This is a genomic window from Streptomyces sp. NPDC007856 (assembly GCF_042868225.1).
Classification (GTDB): domain Bacteria; phylum Actinomycetota; class Actinomycetes; order Streptomycetales; family Streptomycetaceae; genus Streptomyces.
Genome location: NZ_JBIAEC010000006.1, coordinates 45,918 through 69,587, shown reverse-complemented (window position 1 = coordinate 69,587; position 23,670 = coordinate 45,918). Strand labels below are relative to the sequence as shown.

21 protein-coding genes and 2 pseudogenes are annotated in these 23,670 nt (G+C 71.4%); 19 read left to right on the top strand and 4 right to left on the bottom strand.

Going from position 1 to position 23,670, the window contains the following annotated elements:
* Window positions 1-10 precede the first annotated feature (10 nt).
* The 6 genes from ribH (at window position 11) to ACFYOH_RS16100 (ending at window position 4,805) form a co-directional block, all read left to right on the top strand.
* Complete coding sequence (gene ribH, locus ACFYOH_RS16125) at window positions 11-496, top strand: 6,7-dimethyl-8-ribityllumazine synthase (protein ID WP_388626074.1); 486 nt, start codon at window positions 11-13, stop codon at window positions 494-496.
* Window positions 497-530: 34 nt separating this feature from the next.
* Complete coding sequence (locus ACFYOH_RS16120; protein WP_351809542.1) at window positions 531-803, top strand: phosphoribosyl-ATP diphosphatase; 273 nt, start codon at window positions 531-533, stop codon at window positions 801-803.
* A gap of 54 nt (window positions 804-857) precedes the next feature.
* Window positions 858-1,706 carry an ATP phosphoribosyltransferase gene (gene hisG / locus ACFYOH_RS16115; protein ID WP_388626072.1) on the top strand — a complete coding sequence of 283 codons (849 nt, stop codon included), beginning with the start codon at window positions 858-860 and terminating at the stop codon, window positions 1,704-1,706.
* 15 nt (window positions 1,707-1,721) lie between these two features.
* Entirely contained in the window at window positions 1,722-2,174 is a 453-nt protein-coding gene (locus tag ACFYOH_RS16110) for a PH domain-containing protein (protein WP_388626071.1), read from the top strand.
* A gap of 226 nt (window positions 2,175-2,400) precedes the next feature.
* Complete coding sequence (locus tag ACFYOH_RS16105) at window positions 2,401-3,735, top strand: hemolysin family protein (RefSeq protein WP_388626069.1); 1,335 nt, start codon at window positions 2,401-2,403, stop codon at window positions 3,733-3,735.
* Complete coding sequence (locus tag ACFYOH_RS16100; RefSeq protein ID WP_388626067.1) at window positions 3,732-4,805, top strand: hemolysin family protein; 1,074 nt, start codon at window positions 3,732-3,734, stop codon at window positions 4,803-4,805. The genes ACFYOH_RS16105 and ACFYOH_RS16100 overlap by 4 nt, the downstream gene beginning before the upstream one ends.
* A gap of 106 nt (window positions 4,806-4,911) precedes the next feature.
* On the opposite strand, the gene ACFYOH_RS16095 is transcribed toward ACFYOH_RS16100, so the two are convergent.
* Window positions 4,912-6,774, bottom strand: coding sequence for an AAA family ATPase (locus ACFYOH_RS16095; RefSeq protein ID WP_388626066.1), 1,863 nt, complete (start codon window positions 6,772-6,774; stop codon window positions 4,912-4,914).
* 428 nt (window positions 6,775-7,202) lie between these two features.
* Window positions 7,203-7,822, bottom strand: a pseudogene (locus ACFYOH_RS16090) (uridine kinase).
* Between the two features lie 216 nt (window positions 7,823-8,038).
* Here ACFYOH_RS16090 and ACFYOH_RS16085 point away from each other — a divergent pair.
* The 5 genes from ACFYOH_RS16085 to ACFYOH_RS16065 all read left to right on the top strand — a co-directional run bounded on the left by ACFYOH_RS16085 (window position 8,039) and on the right by ACFYOH_RS16065 (window position 13,166).
* The gene (locus tag ACFYOH_RS16085) at window positions 8,039-8,995 is read left to right on the top strand and encodes a hypothetical protein (protein ID WP_388626064.1); all 957 of its coding nucleotides are present in this window, start codon (window positions 8,039-8,041) and stop codon (window positions 8,993-8,995) included.
* A gap of 51 nt (window positions 8,996-9,046) precedes the next feature.
* Complete coding sequence (locus ACFYOH_RS16080) at window positions 9,047-10,588, top strand: amino acid permease (protein ID WP_388626062.1); 1,542 nt, start codon at window positions 9,047-9,049, stop codon at window positions 10,586-10,588.
* Between the two features lie 256 nt (window positions 10,589-10,844).
* On the top strand, window positions 10,845-12,215 hold the full coding sequence (locus ACFYOH_RS16075) for a peptidase C39 family protein (protein ID WP_388626060.1): 1,371 nt from the start codon (window positions 10,845-10,847) through the stop codon (window positions 12,213-12,215).
* A 75-nt stretch (window positions 12,216-12,290) separates the two neighbouring features.
* Window positions 12,291-12,431: an SCO1431 family membrane protein gene (locus tag ACFYOH_RS16070; RefSeq protein WP_388626058.1), complete on the top strand. Its 141-nt coding sequence runs from the start codon at window positions 12,291-12,293 to the stop codon at window positions 12,429-12,431.
* A gap of 81 nt (window positions 12,432-12,512) precedes the next feature.
* A complete protein-coding gene (locus ACFYOH_RS16065; RefSeq protein ID WP_388626056.1) occupies window positions 12,513-13,166 on the top strand; it encodes a TetR/AcrR family transcriptional regulator in 654 nt (217 codons plus the stop codon).
* Window positions 13,167-13,222: 56 nt separating this feature from the next.
* On the opposite strand, the gene ACFYOH_RS16060 is transcribed toward ACFYOH_RS16065, so the two are convergent.
* Window positions 13,223-14,455, bottom strand: a complete 1,233-nt coding sequence (locus tag ACFYOH_RS16060) for a glycoside hydrolase family 18 protein (protein WP_388626054.1) — start codon at window positions 14,453-14,455, stop codon at window positions 13,223-13,225.
* Between the two features lie 334 nt (window positions 14,456-14,789).
* Here ACFYOH_RS16060 and ACFYOH_RS16055 point away from each other — a divergent pair, with 334 nt between their 5' ends.
* From ACFYOH_RS16055 to ACFYOH_RS16040, 4 genes and pseudogenes are all read left to right on the top strand, one after another.
* Window positions 14,790-15,962, top strand: a complete 1,173-nt coding sequence (locus ACFYOH_RS16055; RefSeq protein WP_388626052.1) for an acyl-CoA dehydrogenase family protein — start codon at window positions 14,790-14,792, stop codon at window positions 15,960-15,962.
* A gap of 98 nt (window positions 15,963-16,060) precedes the next feature.
* Window positions 16,061-16,168 (top strand): annotated as a pseudogene (locus ACFYOH_RS16050) (acyl-CoA dehydrogenase family protein); the annotation flags it as partial.
* Between the two features lie 345 nt (window positions 16,169-16,513).
* Entirely contained in the window at window positions 16,514-17,614 is a 1,101-nt protein-coding gene (locus ACFYOH_RS16045) for a hypothetical protein (RefSeq protein WP_388626050.1), read from the top strand.
* A gap of 106 nt (window positions 17,615-17,720) precedes the next feature.
* Complete coding sequence (locus tag ACFYOH_RS16040; protein WP_388626049.1) at window positions 17,721-18,818, top strand: phosphotransferase family protein; 1,098 nt, start codon at window positions 17,721-17,723, stop codon at window positions 18,816-18,818.
* A gap of 6 nt (window positions 18,819-18,824) precedes the next feature.
* Here the strand turns inward: ACFYOH_RS16040 and ACFYOH_RS16035 are convergent, their stop codons facing one another.
* Window positions 18,825-19,259: a hypothetical protein gene (locus ACFYOH_RS16035; RefSeq protein WP_388626047.1), complete on the bottom strand. Its 435-nt coding sequence runs from the start codon at window positions 19,257-19,259 to the stop codon at window positions 18,825-18,827.
* A gap of 244 nt (window positions 19,260-19,503) precedes the next feature.
* Here ACFYOH_RS16035 and ACFYOH_RS16030 point away from each other — a divergent pair, with 244 nt between their 5' ends.
* The 4 genes from ACFYOH_RS16030 to fxsA all read left to right on the top strand — a co-directional run bounded on the left by ACFYOH_RS16030 (window position 19,504) and on the right by fxsA (window position 23,598).
* On the top strand, window positions 19,504-19,944 hold the full coding sequence (locus ACFYOH_RS16030; protein ID WP_069782031.1) for an Lrp/AsnC family transcriptional regulator: 441 nt from the start codon (window positions 19,504-19,506) through the stop codon (window positions 19,942-19,944).
* A 62-nt stretch (window positions 19,945-20,006) separates the two neighbouring features.
* Window positions 20,007-21,620 (top strand): amidohydrolase, encoded by a 1,614-nt coding sequence (locus tag ACFYOH_RS16025; RefSeq protein WP_388626046.1) that lies wholly within the window; start codon window positions 20,007-20,009, stop codon window positions 21,618-21,620.
* A gap of 558 nt (window positions 21,621-22,178) precedes the next feature.
* Window positions 22,179-22,976 carry a polyprenol monophosphomannose synthase gene (locus tag ACFYOH_RS16020; protein WP_388626044.1) on the top strand — a complete coding sequence of 266 codons (798 nt, stop codon included), beginning with the start codon at window positions 22,179-22,181 and terminating at the stop codon, window positions 22,974-22,976.
* Between the two features lie 67 nt (window positions 22,977-23,043).
* Entirely contained in the window at window positions 23,044-23,598 is a 555-nt protein-coding gene (fxsA, locus tag ACFYOH_RS16015; RefSeq protein ID WP_388626042.1) for an FxsA family membrane protein, read from the top strand.
* Window positions 23,599-23,670 lie beyond the last annotated feature (72 nt).

Here is a 23,670-nt window from a genome sequence, read left to right as displayed (position 1 = left end):
GAGGACACACGTGAGCGGCAAGGGTGCACCGGAACTGTCCGTACGCAACGCGAGCGACCTCAGGGTCGCCGTCATCGCGGCGCAGTGGCACGAGAAGGTGATGGACGGTCTGGTGAACGGCGCCCTGCGCGCCCTGCACGACCTGGGGATCGACGAGCCGACCCTGATCCGGGTCCCCGGCAGCTTCGAACTCCCGGTCGCCGCCAAGGTGCTGGCCGGGCGCGGCTACGACGCCGTGGTCGCCCTCGGTGTCGTCATCCGCGGCGGCACCCCGCACTTCGACTACGTGTGCCAGGGCGTCGCCCAGGGCCTCACCCAGGTCAGCGTCGAGACCGGCGTGCCCGTCGGCTTCGGCGTGCTCACCTGCGACACCGAGGAGCAGGCCCTGGACCGGGCCGGCCTGGAGGGCTCGAACGAGGACAAGGGCCACGAGGCGGTGACCGCGGCGGTCTCGACCGCCGCCACGCTCCGCTCGGTATCCGAACCCTGGCACTGAGGCACCGGCCGGAGCGCGTAGGGTAAGGACCACTATGTCCAAGAAGACGTTCGAGGAGCTCTTCACCGAGCTCCAGCAGAAGGCCGCCCACGGGGACCCCGCCACCTCCCGCACCGCAGAGCTGGTCGGCAAGGGCGTCCATGCCATCGGCAAGAAGGTCGTCGAAGAGGCCGCCGAGGTCTGGATGGCCGCCGAGTACGAGGGCAAGGAGGCGGCCGCCGAGGAGATCTCCCAGCTGCTGTACCACATCCAGGTGATGATGGTCGCCCGCGGGATCTCCCTGGACGACGTCTACGCCCACCTGTAAGCCGCCCCGCCACAACCGCCGTAGAAACCCCTTCACGCAAAGGAAGCCGACCTCATGCTGCGCATCGCCGTCCCCAACAAGGGTTCACTGTCCGGCCCTGCGGCGGAGATGCTGCATGAGGCCGGCTACCAGCAGCGCCGCGAGTCCAAGGAGCTGCGGATCGTCGACCCGGTGAACGAGGTCGAGTTCTTCTACCTCCGCCCGCGCGACATCGCGATCTACGTCGCCTCCGGCCGCCTCGACGTGGGCATCACCGGCCGCGACCTGCTGATCGACTCCGGCGCAGACGCCGAGGAGATCCTGCCGCTCGGCTTCGCCCGCTCCACCTTCCGCTTCGCCGCCAAGCCGGGCACCGCCGACGGCATCGAGGACCTCAAGGGCAGGACGGTCGCCACCTCCTACGAGGGCATCGTGGCCAAGCACCTGGAGGACAGCGGCGTCGACGCCTCCGTCGTCCACCTCGACGGCGCCGTGGAGACCGCGATCGAGCTGGGCGTCGCCGAGGTCATCGCCGATGTCGTGGAGACCGGCACCAGCCTGCGCAACGCCGGCCTGGAGGTCTTCGGCGAGCCGATCATGAAGTCCGAGGCGATCGTCATCCGCCGCACCGGCACCGACGGCGAGGAGCCGAAGGTCCGGCAGTTCCTGCGCCGCCTCCAGGGCGTCCTGGTCGCACGGACGTACGTGATGATGGACTACGACTGCCGCGTCGAGCAGCTGGAGAAGGCCGTCGCGCTCACCCCCGGCCTGGAGTCCCCGACCGTCTCCCCGCTGCACAACGAGGGCTGGGTCGCGGTCCGCGCCATGGTCCCCGCCAAGGAGGCGCAGCGGATCATGGACGACCTCTACGCCATCGGCGCCCGCGCCATCCTCACCACGGCCATCCACGCCTGCCGCCTGTAAGGGGTGCGCACCGAGATGTCCGACACTCCCACCCTTCCCGTCACCTTCCGGCCGGGCCACACCCGGGCGATCCTGCTCACCGCCGGTGTGCTGATCTTCCTGACCATCTCCGGGATCGCGCTGCTGCTGAAGCTCGGCCCGGGGGAGCGGGCGAGCTTCGTCGTCACCGGGGCGCTGATCTTCTGGGTGCTGGCCCGGGTGTCCCGGGTGAAGGTCGTCGCCGACGAGTCCGGGGTCACCGTGGTCAACATCGCAGGTCAGCGGCGCCTGGACTGGGCGGAGATCGTCCAGGTGAACCTCCGTCCGGGGGATCCCTGGGTGTTCCTCAACCTCAGCGACGGCACCAGCCTGCCCGCGCTCGGCATCCAGCCGGGCCTCGCCAAGCAGCGCGCCATCGCCGACGCGCAGGCCCTGCGAGCCCTCGCCGAAGCCCGCTCCACGGCCCACCTGGCGGAAGATCAGGGCTGAATCGGGGGCAGATCGGGGCTGACTCGGGGGCGTCCACCCTGCCCGAGCGGCCCGTGTCTTGATTAATCTGGTGACGGAGGCCGTTTCGCTGCGGCCCCGCCCCTGGAGCACCACCCGGTGCACGGGGGTTCCTGCTACCCGAGGAGTGACTCCCTCCAGCGATGGACGGATCGTCCTGTAGTACCTGCGCCGCCCCGACCCGACATACCGGGAAGGCGGTGGCAGCGTGACCATCTCCCTGCTGCTCCTGGGAGCGGCTTTCCTGCTGATCCTCGCCAACGGTTTCTTCGTGGCCGCCGAGTTCGGTCTGGTGACCGTCGAGGCGACCGAGGCCGAGAAGGCGGCCGCCGAGGGCGACCGACGGGCCCACAGGGTCGCCGAGTCGCTCAGGGAGCTGTCCTTCCAGCTCTCCGGCACCCAGCTCGGCATCACCATCACCTCCCTGGTCGTCGGCATGCTCGCCGAACCGGCCCTGGCCGGGCTGCTGCGCGGCCCGTTCGCCGCGACCGGCATCCCGGACGGCGCCGCCTCCGGTGTCGCCGTGGTCGTCGGCATGCTGCTGGCCTCCGCGATCCAGATGGTGATCGGCGAGCTCGTGCCCAAGAACTGGGCGGTGTCCAAGCCACTGCAGGTCGCCCGGTTCGTGGCCGGCCCGCAGCACCGCTTCGCCCTCCTGTTCCGCCCGGTGATCGCCGCGCTCAACACCGTCGCCAACCGGCTGGTGCGCGCTCTCGGCGTCGAACCCGCCGAGGAACTGGCCTCCGCCCGCACCCCGGGCGAACTCGTCTCCCTGGCCCGCCACTCCGCCCAGGCCGGCGCCCTGGAACAGGACACGGCCGACCTGTTCGTCCGCACCCTGTCCCTGGGCGAGCTGACCGCGCAGCACGTCATGACCCCGCGCGTGAAGGTCAGCGCCCTCCAGGACACGGCCACCGCCGAGGACGTCGTCAACCTCACCCGGGCCACCGGCCTGTCCCGCTTCCCCGTCTACCGGGAGAAGATCGACGAGATCGTCGGCATGGCCCATCTGAAGGACGCCCTCGCGGTCCCCGTGCACGACCGGCTGCGCACCCCGGTGAGCCGCATCGCCCGCAAGGCGCTGCTGGTCCCGGAGACCCTGCCGGTCCGGCCCCTGCTCGCCCGGCTGCGCTCCGAGCAGCCCATCGCGGTCGTCGTCGACGAGTACGGCGGTACGGCGGGCGTGGTCACCCTGGAGGACATCGTCGAGGAACTCGTCGGCGAGGTGCGCGACGAGCACGACGCCAAGGACATGCCCGAGCTGGCCCCCGCCCCGCCCGAGGACGGCCGGCCCGCCTGGGACGCCGACGGCAGCTGCCGCGTCGACATCCTCCAGCGCATAGGCCTCGACGTGCCCGAGGGGCCGTACGAGACGGTCGCCGGACTCGTCGCCGACCTGCTCGGCCGTATCCCGGCCCCCGGCGACCGGGCCGAACTGCCCGGCTGGCGGCTCTCGGTCCGCCAGGTCGGCCACTACCGCGCCGAACGGGTCCGCCTGGTCAGGACGGCCCCCGCGGTGAACGTGCTGGAGGCCGCCCGATGAGCGTCCTCCAACTGGTCTTCGCCGCGCTGCTGGTGCTCGCCAACGGCTTCTTCGTCGGTGCCGAGTTCGCGCTCGTCTCCGTGCGCCGCAGCCAGATCGAACCGCTCGGCACCGCCCGGGCCCGCCAGGTGCTCCACGGCCTCGAACGCCTGCCCCAGATGATGGCGGCGGCCCAGTTCGGCATCACGGTCTGCTCACTGACGCTGGGCGCGGTGGCCGAGCCGACGGTGGCGCATCTGCTCGAGCCCGTGTTCGCCGCGGTCCGCCTCCCCGACGGCGTGATCCACCCGCTGGGCTATGTCATCGCGTTGGCCGCCGTGGTCTTCTTCCACCTGGTCATCGGCGAGATGGTGCCGAAGAACCTGGCGATGGCGGCCCCCGAGAAGGCGGCGCTGTGGCTGAGCCCAGGCCTGGTCTGGTTCGCCCGCCTGTGCAGGCCCATCACCGTGGCCCTCGGCGCCTGCGCCCAGGGCATCCTGCGGCTCTTCCGGGTCGAGCCCAAGGACGAGGTCGAGGCCGTCGTCACCAGCGAGCAGCTCAACCGCCTGCTGGAGGACTCCGGCCAGGCGGGCCTGCTCGACCCCGAGGAGCGGGAACGCCTGGAGGACGCGCTGGAACTGGGCTCCCGCCCGGTGACCGACGTCCTGCTGCGCCGGGAGTCCCTGGTCACGGTGGCTCCGTCGGTCACCCCGGGCCAGATCGTCGAGCTGACGGCCCGCACGGGGTACTCCCGCTTCCCGGTCTCGGCGACGGACAAGGGCCCCTTCATGGGCTATGTCCACGTCAAGGACGTCCTCGACCTGGAGCACTCCGACCGGGCCGTCCCGCAGCACGTCTGGCGTCCCATGACCACCCTGCGGGCCGAGCTGCCGCTCGACGACGCCCTCACGGTCATGCGGCGGGCGGCCACACACCTGGCCCAGGTCGCCGATGCCTCCGGCAAGGTGCTGGGTCTGGTCGCTCTGGAGGACGTCCTGGAACTGCTGGTGGGCGAGGTACGGGATCCGGCGCACCGGGAGATGCCGGAGCCGCGGGTGAGCGGGGAGCCTGAGCAGGTGCTCGCCTCCTAGCTCGGGCGGTCACGGAGAGCTGCGCGGGCGCGGGTGCGTCGTGGCCGGTCGCGCCCGCGCGGCGGAGCCGCAGACCAAACACGGCCTCGCACCCCTTCGCGGCGCATCAGATACCCGGCGGATCCTGCGGCCCCCGCCCCGACAGCACCTCCCCGTACGCCTGCATGAGATCCGGCAACCGCAGCGTCGCCAGGTCCTCCCGCGACAGCGTCCCCGCATACGTCGACAGCCGGAGATCCCGGTAGGCGCAGCTCTTCTCGTACAGCGTCCGCAGGAACCGCCCGTTGCCCAACTCGTCGATCCACCCCTGCTCGACCACGTGCCCGGCGATCGAGCGCAGCTCCTCCAGCGCCTCCTCGTCCCACACGTCCCCGTTCTCCGCGGCCAGCACCTTCCCGATCTCGGTGAGCTCCTGCGGCCGGTAGGAGGGGAAGTCGACGCGGGTCGTGAACCGGGAGGAGAGGCCGGGGTTCGCGGCCAGCAGCCGGTCCATGCCCTCCGGATAGCCGGCGAGGATCACCACCAGATGGTCCCGGTTGTCCTCGGCCCGCTTCAGCAGCACCTGCAAGGCCTCGTCGCCGTACGCGTCCCCCTTGCCGTATCCGGAGTTGGACAGCGAGTACGCCTCGTCCACGAACAGCACCCCGCCGATCGCGGAGTCGATCAGCTCGTTGGCCTTCACGGCCGTCTGCCCGAGGTACTCGCCGACGAGATCGGCCCGCTGGGCCTCCACCAGGTGATCGCCGCCGAGCAGGCCCAGCGCGTAGAAGACCCGCCCCAGGATCCGGGCCACCGTGGTCTTCCCGGTCCCCGACGGCCCCGAGAAGACGAAGTGCCGTTTCGGCGGCTGCACCGGCAGCCCCTGCCCGGCCCGCAACCGGGCCATGTTCAGCTGCGCGGACAGCGCCTTGACCTGACGTTTCACCGGTTCCAGCCCCACCATGCGCTCCAGCTCGGCGAGCGCCTCCTCCAGCAGGGCGGGATCGGTCGGACCGGCCGGGATGGGGGAGGAGGAGACCCCGGTCTTCACCCGGACACCCGGATCGCTCACCGACGGCAGGGGCCCGGTCGGCAGATCCGGTTCCGGCAGCCGCAGGTCACGCCCCTCGGTGCCGAAGAGCGGATCGAATCCGTCCGGCCCGTCCACGCTGTCCTGTCCCGCACCGGTCAGGGTGATCGCGGCCAGGTCGGCGGTGTCGTCGTACCCGTCGCCCTCGGAGATCGCGGCCAGCCGTGCCGAGGTGTCCATGAAGGCCGGGTCGACCCGGTGCACGGCCCGGTACAGGGGGAGCGCCGCCGCGGAGCGGCCCGTGCCCTCGTGCGCCCGCGCCAGCCAGTAGCGCAGCTCCTTGCGCTGCGGCTGCTCGCTGCGGCAGCGCATCAGCGCCGCCGACAGCAGGGGCTCGGCCTGGCCGTACATTTCCAGCCGGACTCTGGCCATGCCGCCGAACAGGCCCGCCTCGATGCCGAGCATGGGATCGTCCAGCAGGGGGTCGGTGTGCCGTACCAGCTGTTCCCAGTCCTTGACCAGATAGGCGCGGCAGGCGTGCAGGAAGCGGACCTGCGGGTCGGTGTCGACCGGGGGCAGTCCGGCGAGGGCCCGGTCCAGCTCGGGCACATGCCGGCCGTCCAGCCAGTGAGAGGCGTGCGCGAGCAGCAGATCGCGCGGGCTCTCCAGCACCGGCTGCACCCACCAGCCCAGCCAGTACCAGGAGTTGAGGGCGCGGCGGTGCCGGGCGCGCTGTTCGCCGAAGCGGTCGCGGTGCCGGAACATCCTGAGCAGTGAGGTCGTCGTGTCGACCCGGAGCGCGTGCAGCCCGAGCCAGCCGTCGGCCATCCCCGGGTCCATCCGCACCGCGGTGCGGAACTCCTCCTCCGCCTGCGGATAGGCGCCCATCGTGTAGGCGTCCACACCCCGCAGCCAGGCCAGGTCGGCCGGGGCCTCGGGGCCCTGCGTGCCGAAGTCCATCCCGTCCCCCCACAGACCGTGTCCCCGTGGTTCACCACCGGGCAGTAGCCCGACGGCCGCCGCGGTCGAACCGCCGTGCCGCGGACCGGAGTTACCGGTGCGCCAGGCAGCCTCGAAGGTCGCACCGAGGGCATCGTACCCGCGCGATGACCGCGTGCCGAAGTGTGCCGCACAGGCCGTTTGGCGAGGTGGGAGCAGACGGGGCGCACACGGCTCGGTGACCGAGGGTGAGCGGATCGGTGCGCCGGGCGCCCGGAAAGGGGTGCGTGGACAGAACGAAGCCCCCGGTCACGGGGGAACAACCGGGGGCTTCGCGTCTGGGGGCGGTCCCGAATGACCGCTCATTGAGAACGTAAGACCTGTACGGCCCCCCGGTCAAGCGGAGTTGAGACAGTCGGAGAAGTTCCTCCGCAAGGGTCTTCACAGCTTCACCACAACGCGGACGGTCCATTACTCTGGGTCACACCTTGGTCGGTCCACGCGTTCACCGGGGACCCGGCAGCACCTCGTACCCCTCCTGCGTCTGCAGCACCAGAAGATCGGCATGAGGGCGCGAGGGGTCCTCGGCGAAGTGTGCGCGCTCCGCCTCGACCCAGCCTCTCCAGAACTCCCGCTGCTCCGCCCCGTCCCGCTGCCGGCCGCGCGTCCAGGCCTCCTCCCGGGGCAGCTCCATCCACAGCAGCAGCGCCAGATGCGGCCGCAGCGCCCGGCGGCCGGCGCCGACCCCTTCGACGAGCACCACGGGCGCCGCCGGCAGCGGGCGTGGTGCGCCGAAGGTGCGGGCGCGCCAGTCGTAGGGCTCGTAGAACGCGCTCTCGCCGTGGGCGAACGGATCGATCACCTGGGCCATGAGCCGATCGGTCCACCCGAAGAGCTGTTCGTGGCTGGCGATGTCGTCGAGGTGCAGCACCGGAGCCCCGCCGAGCGTGGCGGCCAAGTGTCCGGCGAAGGTGGACTTTCCCGAACCGGCGTGTCCGTCGACGCCGATCAGCCGGACCGGCCCGAGGGAGGGGGGAAGCCCGCGCAGCCGGGCGGCGAGGTCATGAATGGTGGTTCCCGGGGTGGTCGGTGTGCGAGGTTTTCCGGAAACAGTGTAGTAGTGGTCGCGTTTTGAACCATCGGCTGGCAGCCAGTCAATGGCGCGGATAAACATTTGCGAATCCCCTGACCGATATGTCGAATTAGGCGTTCCGGGCATGCCCGCGGCTGAGTAGGGTGCCTCCAGCGCAACCGCTGTGCGCCGTACGGGGACTGGCAGGGAGACATGGCCGCGGAGCTATTCGAAGGGCACTATGTGTGGCATCCGGCGGCCGACGACCGTGTCCTGGCGAGCGTATGCGTCGATGTGCGTGCCGGGCGTTATCGATACGCGCACGAGGCCCTCGCCGAGACGCGCACCGACTTCGCCCTGCGCGCCCATCGCTCGCTGGTCCTCGCCTCCGAGGCGGCCGGCACCGACCTGGTCGAGCGCTGGCTCGCCGAGGAGCCGACACCCGAGGCGGCGCTGATGTGGGCCCGGGTCGCCGTGCAGCGCGCGCTGCGGGCCGCCGACGCCCGCGACGAGCGCGCCGAGGCGCTGGAGCGGATCGCGCTCACCGCCTGCGACCGTGCCGCCGCCATGGCTCCCGAGGACCCCACACCCTGGGTCGCCAAGCTCGCCATGGCCCGGCTGCACCGGCTGCGCGACCCGGCCCCGCGGGGCCTGCTCACCGCCCCGCCCGGTCCCTGGCGGCTGTTCGCGCACGTCCTTTCGCTGGACCCCTGGCACCGCGAGGGCCACCACCGCTTCCTGTCCTTCTTCTTCACGCGCCACGGCGGCTCGGTCAACGCGGCCTGGGACGTGGCCGCCTTCCTCAGCCAGCGGGCGCCCGCCGACTCCGCCCTCCGGCTGCTGCCGCTGGTGGCCCTGGTGGAGAGCTACAACCCCACCCAGTTGCTCGCCGAACGCGTCTGGGAGGAGCCGCAGTGGCGCTCCGCCGCGCTGGCGATCTACCAGAACTGGCTGCCGGCGGTGTCCCGCTACCGCTTCACCCCGGTGCTCGACCTGGCCTACCTCGCGCACGCCCTGGTCATGGCCCAGCGCGAGTTCGAGGCCCGGGCGGTGTTCACGGCGATGGGTCCGTACGCCTCGCGCATGCCCTGGAGCGCCTTCGGCGATCCCGCCGAGCAGCTCTCCCGGGCCCGCCGCGCCTGCGGCCTGCCCGTCCCGCGGCCCGACTGATCTGCACATGCTCTGCCCATTCACTCGATTCACTCAGAGAAAGGCCGAACTGTGTCGGAACGGACATCGGCGTCCCGGGCGAAGGCCCGCGCGGGCGAGGACGCGGTCGTGCTCGACGACGACGCGACCCTGCACGCGATGGGTTATCCGCGGAAACTCACCCGGCGCTTCCAGGCGTTCGACAATTTCGCGATCTCCTTCACCATCATCAATATCCTCTCGGGCATTTTCTCGTCCTTCGGATTCGGTATGAACGCGGGCGGGCCGCGCATTCTCGTCTTCGGCTGGATCGGGGTCTGCGTCATGGTGCTGCTCATCGGCGCGGCTATGGCGGAAGTCGCCTCGGCCTATCCGACGAGCGGTGCCCTGTATTTCTCCGCCGGTAAACTCGCAAAGCGGCACAAGGGCGCCTGGTCCTGGTTCACGGGCTGGCTGAACTTCGTGGGGCAGATCGGCGGCACCGCCGCCACCGGCTATGCGGCGGCCACCTTCATCCAGGCCTTCATCCAGCTGCAGTGGCCCTCCTACCAGCCCACCGCGCACCAGACGGTGCTGATCACGGCCCTGATCATCGTCGTGCAGGGCCTCGCCAACACCTACACGGTGCAGCTCGTCGCCGTACTGAACCGCATTTCCGTGTGGTGGCTGCTGATCGGACTCGTCGTGATCGTGGGCGCACTCATAGTGATGCCGGATCACCATCAGCCGGTGTCCTTCGTGACGCATTTCGAGAACAACACCGGCTTCACGAACGGACTTTACGGCGGCATGCTCGGCCTACTGGTCACCAGCTGGACGTTCACCGGGTTCGACGGCAGCTTCCACATGTCCGAGGAAACGGTCCACGCGACGATCAACGCGCCCAAGGGGATCACCCGCTCCATCGGCTATTCGGCGATCACCGGTCTGATCCTGATGCTGGCGCTGGTCTACAGCATCGGCGACTACGCCAAGGTGGCCGGTTCGGCGGCGCCGCCCGTCCAGATCCTCATCGACGGCCTCGGCCTCGGCACCGCCAAGGTCATGCTCCTCGTCGTCATCGGCGCGATGCTCTTCTGCGGGCTCGCCAACCTCACCAGCAACACCCGGCAGATCTTCGCCTTCTCCCGCGACGGCGCCATGCCGGGCTCCCGCTGGTGGCACTCGGTCTCGCCGCGCACCCGTACGCCCGTGAAGGCGGTGTGGCTCGCGGTCGCCTGCTCGGTGGCCCTGGTCGTGCCGGGCTGGTGGTCGCACACCGCGTTCACCGCGATCGTCAGCGTCAACGTGGTCGGCCTCTTCCTCGCCTACGCCGTGCCGATCTTCCTCCGCCTCCGGCTCGGTGACGAGTTCCAGCCGGGGCCCTGGCAGCTGGGCCGCTGGGGGCGGCCGGTCGGCTGGCTCGCGGTGATCTGGATCGTGCTCAGCAGCGTCCTGTTCATGCTGCCGCAGGCCTCGCCGATCACGGTCGACTCCTTCAACTACGCGCCGATCGCGCTCGCCGCCGTGCTGGTCGTGGCGACGGTGTGGTGGTTCGCCACGGCCCGCCGCCGCTTCCAGGGGCCGATCAGCTACGGGCGGCCCGACGAGGTCGCCGCGATGGACCTCGTCTGACGCGGAGCACCACAGCAGGAGGCGTCCGGCTCGGGTGGTTGCGGGGAATCGTGCGGCTGCGGGCCGGTGGCCCGGTCGCGCGGTTCCCCGCGCCCCTTCGGGGGACGGCGCGACCGTCCCGTTCTGCCGTTCCAGTGGCCGAGACCAATATTGATGGCGCCGTACGCGCAGAAGTGCTGGCAGCGCCCTGCCGCCTGCTCCATAGTTGGCGCACACACCGCACCGGATCACCGGACACCTGGGGGTAATCGCGCCCATGAGCAGAGCCCAACAGCCGTCCCGCAGAACCGTCCTCACCGCAGCCGTCGCCGTCGCGGTGGCCGGTGGAACGGTCCCCGCTGCCGCCGCCGCGCAGCGACCCGGCACCGAAGCCGACGACCCCGGCAGGGCGCCGGCCCGCCCGATCGACTACCACGCCTGGACCACGTACAGCGAGTGGCGCCTCGGCGCCGCCCAGGGCGTCCGGCCCGTCGCCGGCGCCCGCCCCGCCGTCGTGATCGGCGCCCCCGCCGGCCGCACCGACTACACCGACCCGCACACCGGTACGACCGCCACCTGGGAGTACGCCACCTGGACCTCCCCGGTCCACAAGCTCACCGTCCCCGCCACCGAGGTCGTCTCCTCCTGGAACGCCCACACCCCGGACGGCACCTGGCTCCAGGTGGAACTCCAGGGCACGTACTCCGACGGCACCGGGACCCCGTGGTACGTGATGGGTCGCTGGGCGGCCGGTGACCAGGACATCAAGCGGACCTCCGTGGACGGCCAGACCGACGGCAAGAGCACCGTCTGGACCGACACCTTCGCCATCGACGACGCGAGCACCGGCCTGCGCCTGACCTCGTACCGGCTGCGCCTCACCCTCTACCGCAGGCCGGGGACGCGGCTGACGCCGACCGTGTGGCGGCTGGGCGCCATGGGGTCCGACATCCCCGACCGCTTCACGGTCCCCGCCTCCACCCCCGGCCTCGCCCAGGAACTGGCCGTCCCGCGCTACTCGCAGGAGATCCACAAGGGCCAGTACCCGCAGTACGACAACGGCGGCGAGGCCTGGTGCAGCCCCACCTCCTCGCAGATGATCATCGAGTACTGGGGTGGCCGGCTCACCCCCGAGCAGCTGTCCTGGGTCGACCCGGCGTACGCCGACCCGCAGGTGGACCACGCCGCCCGCTTCACCTACGACTACCAGTACGAGGGCTGCGGCAACTGGCCGTTCAACGCCGCCTACGCGGCCACCTTCGAGGGTCTCCAGGGCGTGGTCACCCGCCTCGCCTCGCTCACCGACCTGGAGACGCTGATCGCGGCCGGCATCCCGGCCATAACGTCCCAGTCGTTCCTGAAGACCGAGCTGACCGGTGCCGGCTACGGCACCTCCGGCCATCTGATGACAGTGATCGGCTTCACCGCGGACGGCGACGTGATCGCCAACGACCCGGCCTCGCCCAGCGACGACGCCGTACGACGGGTCTATCTGCGCCGGGAGTTCGAGAACATCTGGCTGCGCACCAAGCGGTACAACGCCTCCGGCAAGGTCGTCTCCGGCACCGGGGGAGTCTGCTACCTCTACTTCCCGGCCCACCCGAGCCCGCGCCAGTGCAAGGCGCTTGCGGCGGTGGGCGTGCGCTGATCAGGTGAGCACGAGGGTGTGAGCAAGCTCATCGCCCGCGAACGCCGTCGCGGGTGGCAAGGTGGACAAATGGATATGACCACGCACCCGGCCACCGCCACCCGTGCCCGCACCGGCGGCCCCCAGGAGGACGGCCCGAAGATCCTCGAGCACGTCATGGGCTGGGTCCTCGTGGCGGTCGTCGCGATGTTCGTGACCCAGCTCGGCCTGCTCTGACTCGACCCGCTCACGTGTGCGGCATGTTCTGACATACTGCAGTGGTCCCGCCGACCGCCTGGAACAGGGCCGAAATTGAACATGCCGCATCAGCGTGCCGCCGTCCGTCCCCGGATGCGCGGCACCGAGCGCTCGATGGCCCGTCGCGCTGAACTCATCGCCATCGGCCGGAAGTTGTTCGCCGACACGTCGTACGACGCGCTGTCCATGGACGACATCGCCCGCCAGGCGCATGTCGCCAAGGGGCTGATCTACTACTACTTCCAGTCCAAGCGCGGCTATTACCTGGCGATCGTCCAGGACTCGGTCGCCGACCTGGTCACCTTCGCCGCGAACGGCCTGGAGATGCCCGCCGTGGACCGGGTCCACCGGACCATCGACGGCTATCTGCGCTACGCCGAGCACCACCAGGCCGCCTACCGCACCATCGTCAGCGGTGGCGTCGGCTTCGACGCCGAGGTCCACGCCATCCGGGACGGCGTGCGCGAGGCGATCATCGCCACCATCGCCGAAGGGGCCTACGGCCGCAGCGACATCGCCCCGCTCGCCCGGATGGGCCTGCTCTCCTGGGTGTGCAGCGTCGAGGGCGCGACCCTGGACTGGATCGACCGCCCCGAGCTGTCCCGTGACACCGTGCGCGAGCTGCTGGTGAAGACGCTCGGCGGAGCCCTGCGCGCCGTCGAGGAACTGGACCCGGCCTACCCGGCGCCGCTGCCGGCCCGCCGCGACTCCTGACACACCGGGGAGCGGAGGCTCGTGGTCCTCCGCTCCCGAGTCCCCCTGGTGCGGGGCTAGTGGATGGCCTTGATCAGCTCACCGTGCGCGGTGTCGCCGCTGAGTTCCCAGCAGAAGGTGCCGCCGAGGCCCTGCTGGTTCTTGTACGTCATCTTCGTGGCGATGGTCGCCGGGGTGTCGTAACTCCACCAGTCGCTGCCGCACTTGGCGTAGGCCGTGCCGCCCACGGTGCCGGTCGCCGGGCACTTGGTCCTGAGCACCTTGTAGTCGTCGATGCCCTGCTCGTACGTTCCCGCCGCCGGTCCGGTGGCCGTCCCGCCGGGCGCCACCTGGGTGACCCCGGTCCAGCCGCGGCCGTAGAAGCCGATGCCGAGCAGCAGCTTGGACGCCGGGATGCCGAGCCCCTTGAGCTTGGCGATGGTCGCGGAGGTGTTGTAGCCGGCCTTCGGGATGCCCGGGTAGGAGGTGAGCGGGGAGTGCGGGGCGGTGGGGCCGCTCGCGTCCCAGGCGCCGAAGTAGTCGTACGTCATCGGGTTGTACCAGTTCACGTACTGCGCGGCGCCCGCGTAGTCCGCCGCGTCGAGCTTGCCGCCGCCGGAGGCGTCCGCGGTGATCGCCGCCGTGACCAGGGCGCTGCCGCCGAACTTCGACCGCAGGGCCGCCAGCACGTTCGTGAACGCCTCCCGGCCGCTGGTGTCGCAGGTGTTGCCGCAGGCGTTCGGGTACTCCCAGTCGATGTCGATGCCGTCGAACAGCCCGGCCCACTTGGCGTTCTTCACCAGGTCGTAGCAGGACTGGGCGAAGGCGGCGGGGTTCTTCGCGGCCTCGCCGAAGCCGCTCGACCAGGTCCAGCCGCCGAAGGACCAAAGGATCTTCAGGCCCGGGTGCCTCTTCTTCAGCTTCAGCAGCTGGTTGAAGTTGCCGCGCAGCGGCTGGTCCCAGGTGTCGGCGACGCCGTCCACCGACTCGGCGGCGGTGTAGGCGCGGTCGGTGGCCGCGTAGGAGTCGCCCATGGCGCACTTGCCGGCGGTCACGTTGCCGAAGGCGTAGTTGATATGGGTCAGCTTGGCCGCCGACCCCGAGGTCTCGACGTTCTTGACGTAGTACTTGCGGTCGTAGGTGCCCCATTCGGTGAAATAGCCGACGACCTTCGAGCCGGCCTTGACCTGCGGTGCGGCCGGGGCCGCCGCGGTGGCGGTGCCCGCGCCGGCGAGCAGTCCGGCGCCGAGGACGGCGGTACAGGCGGTCGCGACGAACGCCCGCAGTCGCGAGCGGTGGGGAGTGTGCATCGGGTGTCTCCTCCGGGGGGAGAGGGGAACGCGCGCCGATTGGCATGAACGCGGTAAAGCGTTGGTCATGCACAGTAGGGAGGACTAGACCACTGCGTCAATGGTTCGGACCAATTTCGGGCTCGTGGCAGCGTCCGACTGGATTCTTGAAGTGAGCGGTCGTTAACTGGTGACTGGAGGTCGCTGATCGGGCATACTCACAGCGCACAGCCGCTGGTCAGCCGCTTCCGAGACCCGGGAGAGGGCGCCTTCGGCGATCCGGAAAGACCAGGCGGAGCCGCCCCCACCCCACGGGCCAGACCGCCGGTGCCCGACCAGGGAGGAGACCGACGCCATGTCCGACCGCGACCCGCAGCCGGTGGAGCGTCAGCTGCCGACGGAGGAGGCGCGGGATCTGCTCGCCCTCGTCCGGGACATCGCCCAGCGCGAGATAGCGCCGAGGGCGGCCGAGGAGGAGGACGCGGGACGCTTCCCGCGCGAGGTCTTCACCCTGCTGTCCGAATCGGGCCTGCTCGGCCTGCCGTACGACTCCGAGTACGGCGGCGGCGACCAGCCCTACGAGGTCTACCTCCAGGTCCTGGAGGAGCTGGCCGCGGCCCGGCTCACCGTGGGCCTCGGCGTCAGCGTGCACACGCTCGCCTCCTACGCGCTCGCCACCTACGGCACCAAGCAGCAGCAGGTCGAGCATCTGCCCGCCATGCTCGGCGGCGGTCTGCTGGGCGCGTACTGCCTCTCCGAGCCGTCCTCGGGCTCGGACGCGGCCTCGCTGCGTACCAGGGCGGTGCGTGACGGTGACGAGTGGGTGATCAACGGCAGCAAGGCCTGGATCACGCACGGGGGGATCGCCGACTTCTACACCGTGATGGCCCGCACCGGCGAGGAGGGCCCGCGCGGGATCACCGCCTTCCTGGTCCCCGGGGACGCGCCGGGCCTGAGCGGCGCCGTGCCCGAGAAGAAGATGGGCATGAAGGGCTCGCCCACCGCGCAGGTCCACCTCGACGGCGTCCGCGTCGGCGAAGACCGGCGGATCGGCGAGGAGGGCCAGGGCTTCTTCATCGCCCTGTCCGCCCTGGACTCCGGGCGGCTCGGCATCGCCGCCTGCGCGATCGGTCTCGCCCAGGCCGCCCTGGACGAGGCGGTCGCCTACGCCACCCAGCGCCGGCAGTTCGGCCACCCCATCGCCGACTTCCAGGGCCTGCGCTTCATGATCGCCGACATGGCCACCCAGATCGAGGCGGGCCGCGCTCTCTACCTCGCGGCGGCCCGGCTGCGCGACGCCGGCAAGCCGTTCGCCAAGCAGGCCGCCATGGCCAAGCTGCACTGCACCGACACGGCCATGAAGGTGACCACGGACGCCGTGCAGATACTCGGCGGCTACGGCTACACCGCCGACTTCCCCGCCGAGCGCTATATGCGCGAGGCCAAGGTCCTGCAGATCGTCGAGGGCACCAACCAGATCCAGCGGATGGTCATCGCCCGTCACGTGGCGGGACCCGAGGGCCGCTGAACTGCCCCGTGAGGACCGTCGGGGCCGCCAGCCTGATCCACTCCGGATCGTGGCGGCCCGGCAGGGTCCGGCCCCGGTCGGCCCAGGCCCGCATGAGAGCCGAGCGCTATATGCGCGAGGCCAAGGTCCTGCAGATCGTCGAGGGCACCAACCAGATCCAGCGGATGGTCATCGCCCGTCACGTGGCGGGACCCGAGGGCCGCTGAACTGCCCCGTGAGGACCGTCGGGGCCGCCAGCCTGATCCACTCCGGATCGTGGCGGCCCGGCAGGGTCCGGCCCCGGTCGGCCCAGGCCCGCATGAGATCGCGGTAGATGGGCGGGTCCTGCGGGGCAGGCGGCGGCGGAACCGATTCTGCGGGGCGCGGGACGAAGATGCGGCGCTGACGCCCGGTGGCCGAGTGCATGGGGGTCATGCCCGAACAACGCGGCAGCCCCCGGGCAGGTCACCGTGGCGCGGAATCGGGCGTCAGTTCAGGCCCGTCCCGTCCCCGCTCTGGCCTCCTCCGGTCAACTGACGTACCGTCAGCCGACCGACGCTCAGGGGGTGCCCGTGGCCGACGACCGTCCCGTACCGCTCGACGAGTACCCGGTGCACCAGGTACCGCTGTCCATGAAGCACGTGGCGACCGGCGACCGGAACGCCTACGACCGCTGCATCTTCCACGTCTTCGATCACGCCGGCCGCGCCCTGCTCATCCTCGGCCTCGGCGTCTACCCCAACCTCGGCGTGATCGACGCCTACGCCACCCTGCGCACCGGGGACACGCTGCACGCCGTACGCGCCTCCGACGCCCTGGGGGAGGACCGGATGCGGCTCGCCGTCGGACCGCTGCGCATCGAGGTCCCGCGGCCGCTGGAGGAGCTGCGCCTGATCTGCGAGGACGAGCAGCTGTCGTACGACCTCACCTGGACGGCCGCCTTCCCCGCTCTCTGGGAGCCGCACCACCTCCAGCGCCGCGGCGAGCGGCTCATCCTGGAGGGCCGCCGCTTCGTCCAGGCGGGCACCGCGGAGGGTGTGATCCGGGCCGGGGGAGCGGAGTTCCGGGTCGGCGCGGACGGCTGGACCGGCACCCGGGACCGCAGCTGGGGCGTGCGGCCCGTCCCGGGCGAGGACGGCGGACGGCTCGCCGCGGACCACCCCAGCGAGGGCTTCCACTGGATCTGGTGCCCGGTCCGCTTCGACGACCGGTTCCTGATGGTCATCACCCAGGAGGACGCCGACGGACACCGCACCCTGAACGACGCGACCCTGGTCTGCCCCGGCCGGCGCGACCGCCAGCTGGGCTGGCCGCAGGCCGAGATCGGCTACCGCTCCGGCACCCGCCACCCGGAGCGGGCGGTCATCCATCTGGGGGACGCACGGGAATCGCGGAAACTTGACGTCGAGATCCTGGCCTCCTCGCCGCTCGCCCTGGGCGCGGGCTATCCACCGGCGGACGACTGGCAGCACGGCACCTGGCGGGGGCCCGGCTGGACCGACCGGCGCACCTACGACATGACCCTGCCCCACCCGCTGGCCGGGTACGGCGTCACCGACCACTCCGCCCGCTTCCGGCTCGACGGGCAGACCGGTCACGGCATCTTCGAGCACGGCTCGTTCGGCCGGCACGACCCGAGCGGCTTCACCGGCTTCGACTCGGTCGCGCCCTGAGACGTGGATCGTGCGCTGAGACGCCGGTCGTGCGCTGAGACATCGGTTGCGTCTTGCGGCATCGGCCGGGCCTGAGACATCGGTCGCACCTGAGGAAGGAGCCCGCATGGCCACGGCACCGCGCCCCCGCACCACCACCCGAGACCCGGAAGAGCTGACCCGCCGCCTCACCGCCTGGCTCGGCACCCGGCTGCCCGGAGCCAAGGTGACCGGCGTGACCGTCCCCGCCTCCAACGGCATGTCCAGCGAGACCCTGCTGTTCGACCTCGAACACCCCGAAGCGCCTTTCGGGGCCTGTGCGTTGCGGCTCGCGGCGGACCCGGCGGCGTACGCCGTCTTCCCCGAGTACGACATGGCCCGCCAGTACCGCACCCTGCGCCTGGTGGCCGAACGCACCGACGTGCCCGTGCCTCGTGCGCTGTGGCTGGAGGAGGACCCGGGCCCGCTCGGGGCGCCGTTCTTCGTCATGGAGCGGGTCGCCGGCCGCGTGCCGCCGGACGTCATGCCGTACACCTACGAAGGCAGTTGGCTGCACGGGGCGAGCGAGGCCGAGCGCCGGCATCTGGAGGCGGAGACCGTCGGGCTGCTGGCCCGCCTGCACGACCAAGTCCCCCTTGACCAGGCCCAGTTTCTCGACTCGCCCGGCCCGCGGGACGCGCTGCGCCGCCATGTGACGGCCCAGCGGGCGTACTACGCCTGGGTGATCGAGGGCCTGCCCCGCTCACCGCTCATCGAGGCCGCCTTCGACCGGCTGGCGGAGCTGTGGCCGCGCGAGGTCGGCGAGCCCGTCCTCAGCTGGGGTGACGCCCGCATCGGGAACATCGTCTACGACGGGTTCGACCCCGTGGCCGTCCTGGACTGGGAGATGGCGGCACTCGCCCCGCGCGAGGTCGACCTCGGCTGGATGATCTATCTGCACCGCTTCTTCCACGACCTCACGGTCGCCTCCGGACAGCGCGGACTGCCGGACTTCCTGCGCCGCGACCGCGTCGAGGCCCGCTATGCGCGCCTGACCGGCCACACCCCGCGCGACATGGACTTCCACACCCTCTACGCCGCCCTGCGGCACGCGATCGTGATGCTGCGCATCGCCTACCGGCAGGTGCACTTCGGGGAGATCGCCGGCCCGGCGGACCCGGACACACTGATCCTGCACCACGACAGCCTGCGTGCCATGGTGCAGGGCACGTACTGGACGCGGTGAGGCGGCTCAGGCGGCCTGGCGGCGCATCGCCGGCACGCGCATCGGGCGCGAGCCCGGGCCGCCGACGTGCGAGAAAGGCTGCGTACGCCAGTCCAGACCCTGGGGGAGCGTCAGCAGCAGGGCGGTGTCCTGCTCCTGCGGCTCGAAGGACTCGTCCGCGGGGCGGGCGTCGGACGCCGAACGGCCCGTGCCCGCACAGACCGTGAGACCGAACGGGTTCCACGGCGAGGCGCACAGCGCGTGCTCGGGCAGCACCTGCTCGTCCGCCAGCAGCGCGATCGGCTGGGCGCAGTCCGGGCAGATCACCCGGTACATCTCGAAGGTGTCGTAGGCGTCCAGATCATCCTCGAGGGCGTCGGGTTCGACGCCCTCCGGCTGGGGCTCGACGACCGGCTGCTGCCGCTTGGACGCGGATCGACCAGGGCGATGGGCACTCTGCATGGGATTCTCCCCCTAAGGCTGGGCCGTTACGGCGCTGCGGCCTCGACCACAGCAAGCACTTCCCGTCCGCCCTCGGCGGTAATCACGAGAACATCACGGAGCGCGTTCGGGGTGTGTGGCGTTCGTCACATGCCGCGTACAGGTGCGCGATGCGGACCTTATGCACCGCTTTTTGTATCGAACCGGCTATGACCTGCGCTCTCGGCTATCCCCGGAGATCAAGCGCACTGTAGGTTTTGGCGCCATGGAGGAGCTGGACCGACAGATCGTGCAGCTGCTCGTCAAGGACGGGCGGATGAGCTACACAGACCTGGGCAAGGCCACGGGCCTGTCCACGTCCGCCGTGCACCAGCGGGTGCGCCGGCTGGAACAGCGTGGCGTCATCCGCGGGTATGCCGCGGTGGTCGACCCCGAGGCCGTGGGGCTGCCGCTCACCGCGTTCATCTCGGTGAAACCGTTCGACCCCAGCGCCCCCGACGACATCTCGGACCGCCTCGCCGGCGTCCCCGAGATCGAGGCCTGCCACAGCGTCGCGGGCGACGAGAACTACATCCTCAAAGTGCGGGTCGCTACCCCGCACGAGCTGGAAGAGCTGCTGGCCAGGCTGCGGAGCCTGGCGGGCGTCTCGACGCGGACGACGGTGGTCCTGTCGACGCCGTACGAGGCACGGCCGCCCCGGATCTGAGCCCTGCCCTTCGGCACGCCCCAGGTGCGGCGCCTCCCCGGCGGCAGGAGAAACTGTCCGCTATGAGCGAGCGCACCGCCGACCCCCAGCCCCCCAAGACCGTCCTCCTGCGCCGAGGAGAGGTGCACAGCCCCGCGGACCCCTTCGCCACGGCGATGGTGGTGGAGCGCGGCCAAGTCGCCTGGGTCGGCTCCGAGGGTGCCGCCGACGCCTTCGCCGACGGCGTGGACGAGGTGGTCGACCTCGACGGCGCCCTGGTGACCCCGGCCTTCACCGACGCCCATGTGCACACCACCGCCACCGGCCTCGCCCTGACCGGCCTGGACCTGTCCGGCGCACCCTCCCTGGAGGCCGCCCTCGCCCTGGTCCGCGACTTCGCCGCCGCCCGCCCGGACGACCGCGTCCTGCTGGGCCATGGCTGGGACGCCGCCCGCTGGCCCGGCGGTCGGCCGCCGACCCGGGCCGAACTCGACGAGGCCACCGGCGGCCGCCCGCTGTACCTCTCCCGAATCGACGTGCACTCGGCGGTCGTCACCACCGCCCTGCTGGACCTGATTGCCGCGGACGTCCCCCATGAGGACGCCCCGCTCACCGCCGACGCCCACCACGCCGTCCGCGATGCCGCCCTCGCCGCCGTCACCCCGGCCCAGCGCGCCGAGGCCCAGCGCGCCGCACTCGCCCGCGCGGCCTCCCTCGGCATCGGCTCGGTGCACGAGTGCGGCGGCCCGCGGATCTCCTCCGAGGACGACTTCACCGGCCTGCTGAAGCTCGCCGCCGAGGTGCCCGGCCCCAGGGTCGTCGGCTACTGGGCCGAACAGAACGTCGAGCGGGCCCGGGACCTGGGTGCCGTGGGCGCCGCGGGCGACCTGTTCGCCGACGGCTCGATCGGCTCGCACACCGCCTGTCTGCACGAGCGGTACGCCGACGCCGGTCACACCGGCACCGCCTACCTGGACGCCGAAGCCGTCGCCGCCCATGTCGTCGCCTGCACCGAGGCGGGCCTGCAGGCCGGCTTCCACGCCATCGGCGACGCCGCCGTGACCGCCGTGGTCGAAGGCGTGCGCGCCGCGGCGGACAAGCTCGGCCTCGCCCGGATCCGCGCCGCCCGGCATCGTGTCGAGCACGCCGAGATGCTCACCCCCGAGACCGTCGCCGGCTTCGCCGAGCTGGGCCTGATCGCCTCCGTGCAGCCCGCCTTCGACGCGCTGTGGGGCGGCGCGGACGGCATGTACGCCCGGCGGCTGGGCGTCGAACGGGCCCGCACCCTCAACCCCTTCGCGGCCCTGCTGCGCGCCGGCGTGCCGCTCGCCTTCGGCTCCGACAGCCCGGTCACCCCGCTCGACCCGTGGGGCACCGTCCGTGCCGCCGCGTTCCACCGCACGCCCGAGCACCGGGTCTCCGTCCGGGCCGCGTTCACCGCGCACACGCGCGGCGGCTGGCGGGCCGTGGGCCGGGACGACGCCGGCGTCCTGGTGCCGGGCGCGCCCGCCGACTACGCGGTCTGGCGCACCGACGAGCTGGTCGTCCAGGCCCCCGACGACCGGGTGGCCCGCTGGTCGACCGACCCGCGCTCCGGCACACCCGGCCTGCCCGACCTCACCCCGGGCCGTGACCTGCCGGTCTGCCTGCGCACCGTGGTGGGCGGGCGGACGGTGTTCGTAGGGCCGGGCGAGTGATCTACGGGGGTGGCGCGGCGGCGCTCACTCGCCGCCGTCCCGCCGCCCGACCTGCGCATCCTCCCCAAAGGTTGCGCCGTCCGGGCCGTTGTCGCAGGCCAGAGGGCTGTTGACAGTCGACGGCCGGGGGCCGGTAGGTTCGTCCGAGTCCACCACCGGACGCCCGACCGGGGAACGTCGCCCAACTCGTCGCAGCGCTGCTGGGTCAGGGACGGTGTGCCGCACCGGGGCACCGTCGCTTGGGAGCCAGGCTCAGCGCCCGCGCCGTCGAGGGAGCGTTCCGGCCGGTCGGCAAGGTGTGACCCGGGTGGGGCCCGTGCGCTCAGTAGACAACGGCTTTCGGTCGATCCGCAGCCAGCGGGTCCCAGGTCGGCCCGAAGGGCGCCGGGCCCCCATCCGCCGCGGCGGGAGAGCGGCCCAGGCGCGCCGTGAAGGTGCCGAAAAGCGCATTCTTACCCCGCTCTTGTGGAATCGACACCGCCATACGAACGAGTCGGCGCGTCACACCAGGCGGCGGCCACTATGGTGGACCCCTGCGTACGACCAGAAGGGGCAGTAGTGAACGACGGCGACGGGACCCTCGCGGCCAAGGCCCAGGGGAGGCAGTTCGGTCCGCTCGGCACGGCCTTGGTGATCATCCCGACCTACAACGAGGCGGAGAACATCAAGACCATCGTCGGCCGGGTGCGCAAGGCCGTTCCCGAGGCGCACGTGCTGATCGCGGACGACAACAGCCCGGACGGCACCGGCAAGCTCGCCGACGAGCTGGCCGCCGAGGACGAGAACGTCCAGGTGATGCACCGTAAGGGCAAGGAGGGCCTGGGCGCCGCATATCTCGCGGGCTTCCGCTGGGGCATGGAGCACGGCTACGGCGTGCTGGTCGAGATGGACGCCGACGGCTCCCACCAGCCCGAGGAGCTGCCCCGGCTGCTCACCGCCCTCAAGAGCGCCGACCTGGTGCTCGGCTCCCGCTGGGTGCCCGGCGGCCGCGTGGTGAACTGGCCCAAGTCGCGTGAGTTCATCTCCCGTGGCGGCAGCTTCTACTCCCGGCTCGCCCTCGGCCTGCCGCTGCGCGACATCACCGGTGGCTACCGCGCGTTCCGCCGCGAGACCCTTGAGGGTCTGGGGCTGGACGAGGTCGCCTCGCAGGGCTACTGCTTCCAGGTCGACCTGGCCCGCCGAGCGGTCAAGGCCGGCTACCACGTGGTCGAGGTGCCGATCACCTTCGTGGAGCGCGAACTCGGCGACTCCAAGATGAGCAAGGACATCCTCATCGAGGCGCTGTGGCGGGTCACCGCCTGGGGCGCGGGGGAGCGGGTCGCCAAGCTGACCGGCAAGAACAAGCGGGCCAAGTAGTCTCGCGTCGGCCCTGGGCGAACATCCGCTTATCCCGCGCTGAGCCGCCGCCAGGCACACTGGGAGCATGACGACTGGCGCTCCGACCTCTCCGTACACCGTCCGGCCCCGGCGCTCCCGGCTGCGCAGGTATCTGCCGCTGGGTATCGCCGCCTGGCTGGTGCTGGAGATCTGGCTGCTGACCCTGGTCGCGGGGGCGGCCGGGGGGTTTGCCGTGTTCCTGCTGCTCGTGGCGGGCTTCGTGGCCGGCTCCGTGGTCATCAAGCGGGCCGGCCGCCGTGCCTTCCAGAGCCTGAACGAGGCGCTGCAGCGGGGCGGTTCGCCGGAGCGCGGTGGCGGCAACGGCCTGATGATGCTCGGCGGCCTGCTGCTGATGATCCCCGGTGTGGTCTCCGACGCGGCCGGCCTGCTCCTGCTGCTGCCGCCGGTGCAGAAGGCCGTGAGCCGGTACGCGGAGAACGCCCTGGACAAGCGGCTGCGCACGGCGGCCCCCGGTAGTCTCGGCGACGCCTTCCAGCAGGTCCGCATCCACCGTCCCGACGGCAAGGTGGTGCAGGGCGAGGTCATCCGCGAGGACCGGCCCGAGCCGGGGGAGCAGCAGCGTCCGCCGCTGACCCACTGAGCAGGACCCGGATTCACGAACCCGGACATACGAAACCGCGGGCGCCGTACGTTCACGTACGGCGCCCGCGGT

Bases quoted from the DNA above. Each gene is read 5' to 3' on its own strand.
- ACFYOH_RS16120 (WP_351809542.1), top strand. From the start codon at position 531: ATGTCCAAGAAGACGTTCGAGGAGCTCTTCACCGAGCTCCAGCAGAAG.
- hisG (WP_388626072.1), top strand. From the start codon at position 858: ATGCTGCGCATCGCCGTCCCCAACAAGGGTTCACTGTCCGGCCCTGCG.
- ACFYOH_RS16110 (WP_388626071.1), top strand. From the start codon at position 1,722: ATGTCCGACACTCCCACCCTTCCCGTCACCTTCCGGCCGGGCCACACC.
- ACFYOH_RS16100 (WP_388626067.1), top strand. From the start codon at position 3,732: ATGAGCGTCCTCCAACTGGTCTTCGCCGCGCTGCTGGTGCTCGCCAAC.
- ACFYOH_RS16095 (WP_388626066.1), bottom strand. From the start codon at position 6,774: ATGGACTTCGGCACGCAGGGCCCCGAGGCCCCGGCCGACCTGGCCTGG.
- ACFYOH_RS16085 (WP_388626064.1), top strand. From the start codon at position 8,039: ATGGCCGCGGAGCTATTCGAAGGGCACTATGTGTGGCATCCGGCGGCC.
- ACFYOH_RS16075 (WP_388626060.1), top strand. From the start codon at position 10,845: ATGAGCAGAGCCCAACAGCCGTCCCGCAGAACCGTCCTCACCGCAGCC.
- ACFYOH_RS16070 (WP_388626058.1), top strand. From the start codon at position 12,291: ATGACCACGCACCCGGCCACCGCCACCCGTGCCCGCACCGGCGGCCCC.
- ACFYOH_RS16065 (WP_388626056.1), top strand. From the start codon at position 12,513: ATGCCGCATCAGCGTGCCGCCGTCCGTCCCCGGATGCGCGGCACCGAG.
- ACFYOH_RS16060 (WP_388626054.1), bottom strand. From the start codon at position 14,455: ATGCACACTCCCCACCGCTCGCGACTGCGGGCGTTCGTCGCGACCGCC.
- ACFYOH_RS16055 (WP_388626052.1), top strand. From the start codon at position 14,790: ATGTCCGACCGCGACCCGCAGCCGGTGGAGCGTCAGCTGCCGACGGAG.
- ACFYOH_RS16040 (WP_388626049.1), top strand. From the start codon at position 17,721: ATGGCCACGGCACCGCGCCCCCGCACCACCACCCGAGACCCGGAAGAG.
- ACFYOH_RS16035 (WP_388626047.1), bottom strand. From the start codon at position 19,259: ATGCAGAGTGCCCATCGCCCTGGTCGATCCGCGTCCAAGCGGCAGCAG.
- ACFYOH_RS16030 (WP_069782031.1), top strand. From the start codon at position 19,504: ATGGAGGAGCTGGACCGACAGATCGTGCAGCTGCTCGTCAAGGACGGG.
- ACFYOH_RS16025 (WP_388626046.1), top strand. From the start codon at position 20,007: ATGAGCGAGCGCACCGCCGACCCCCAGCCCCCCAAGACCGTCCTCCTG.
- fxsA (WP_388626042.1), top strand. From the start codon at position 23,044: ATGACGACTGGCGCTCCGACCTCTCCGTACACCGTCCGGCCCCGGCGC.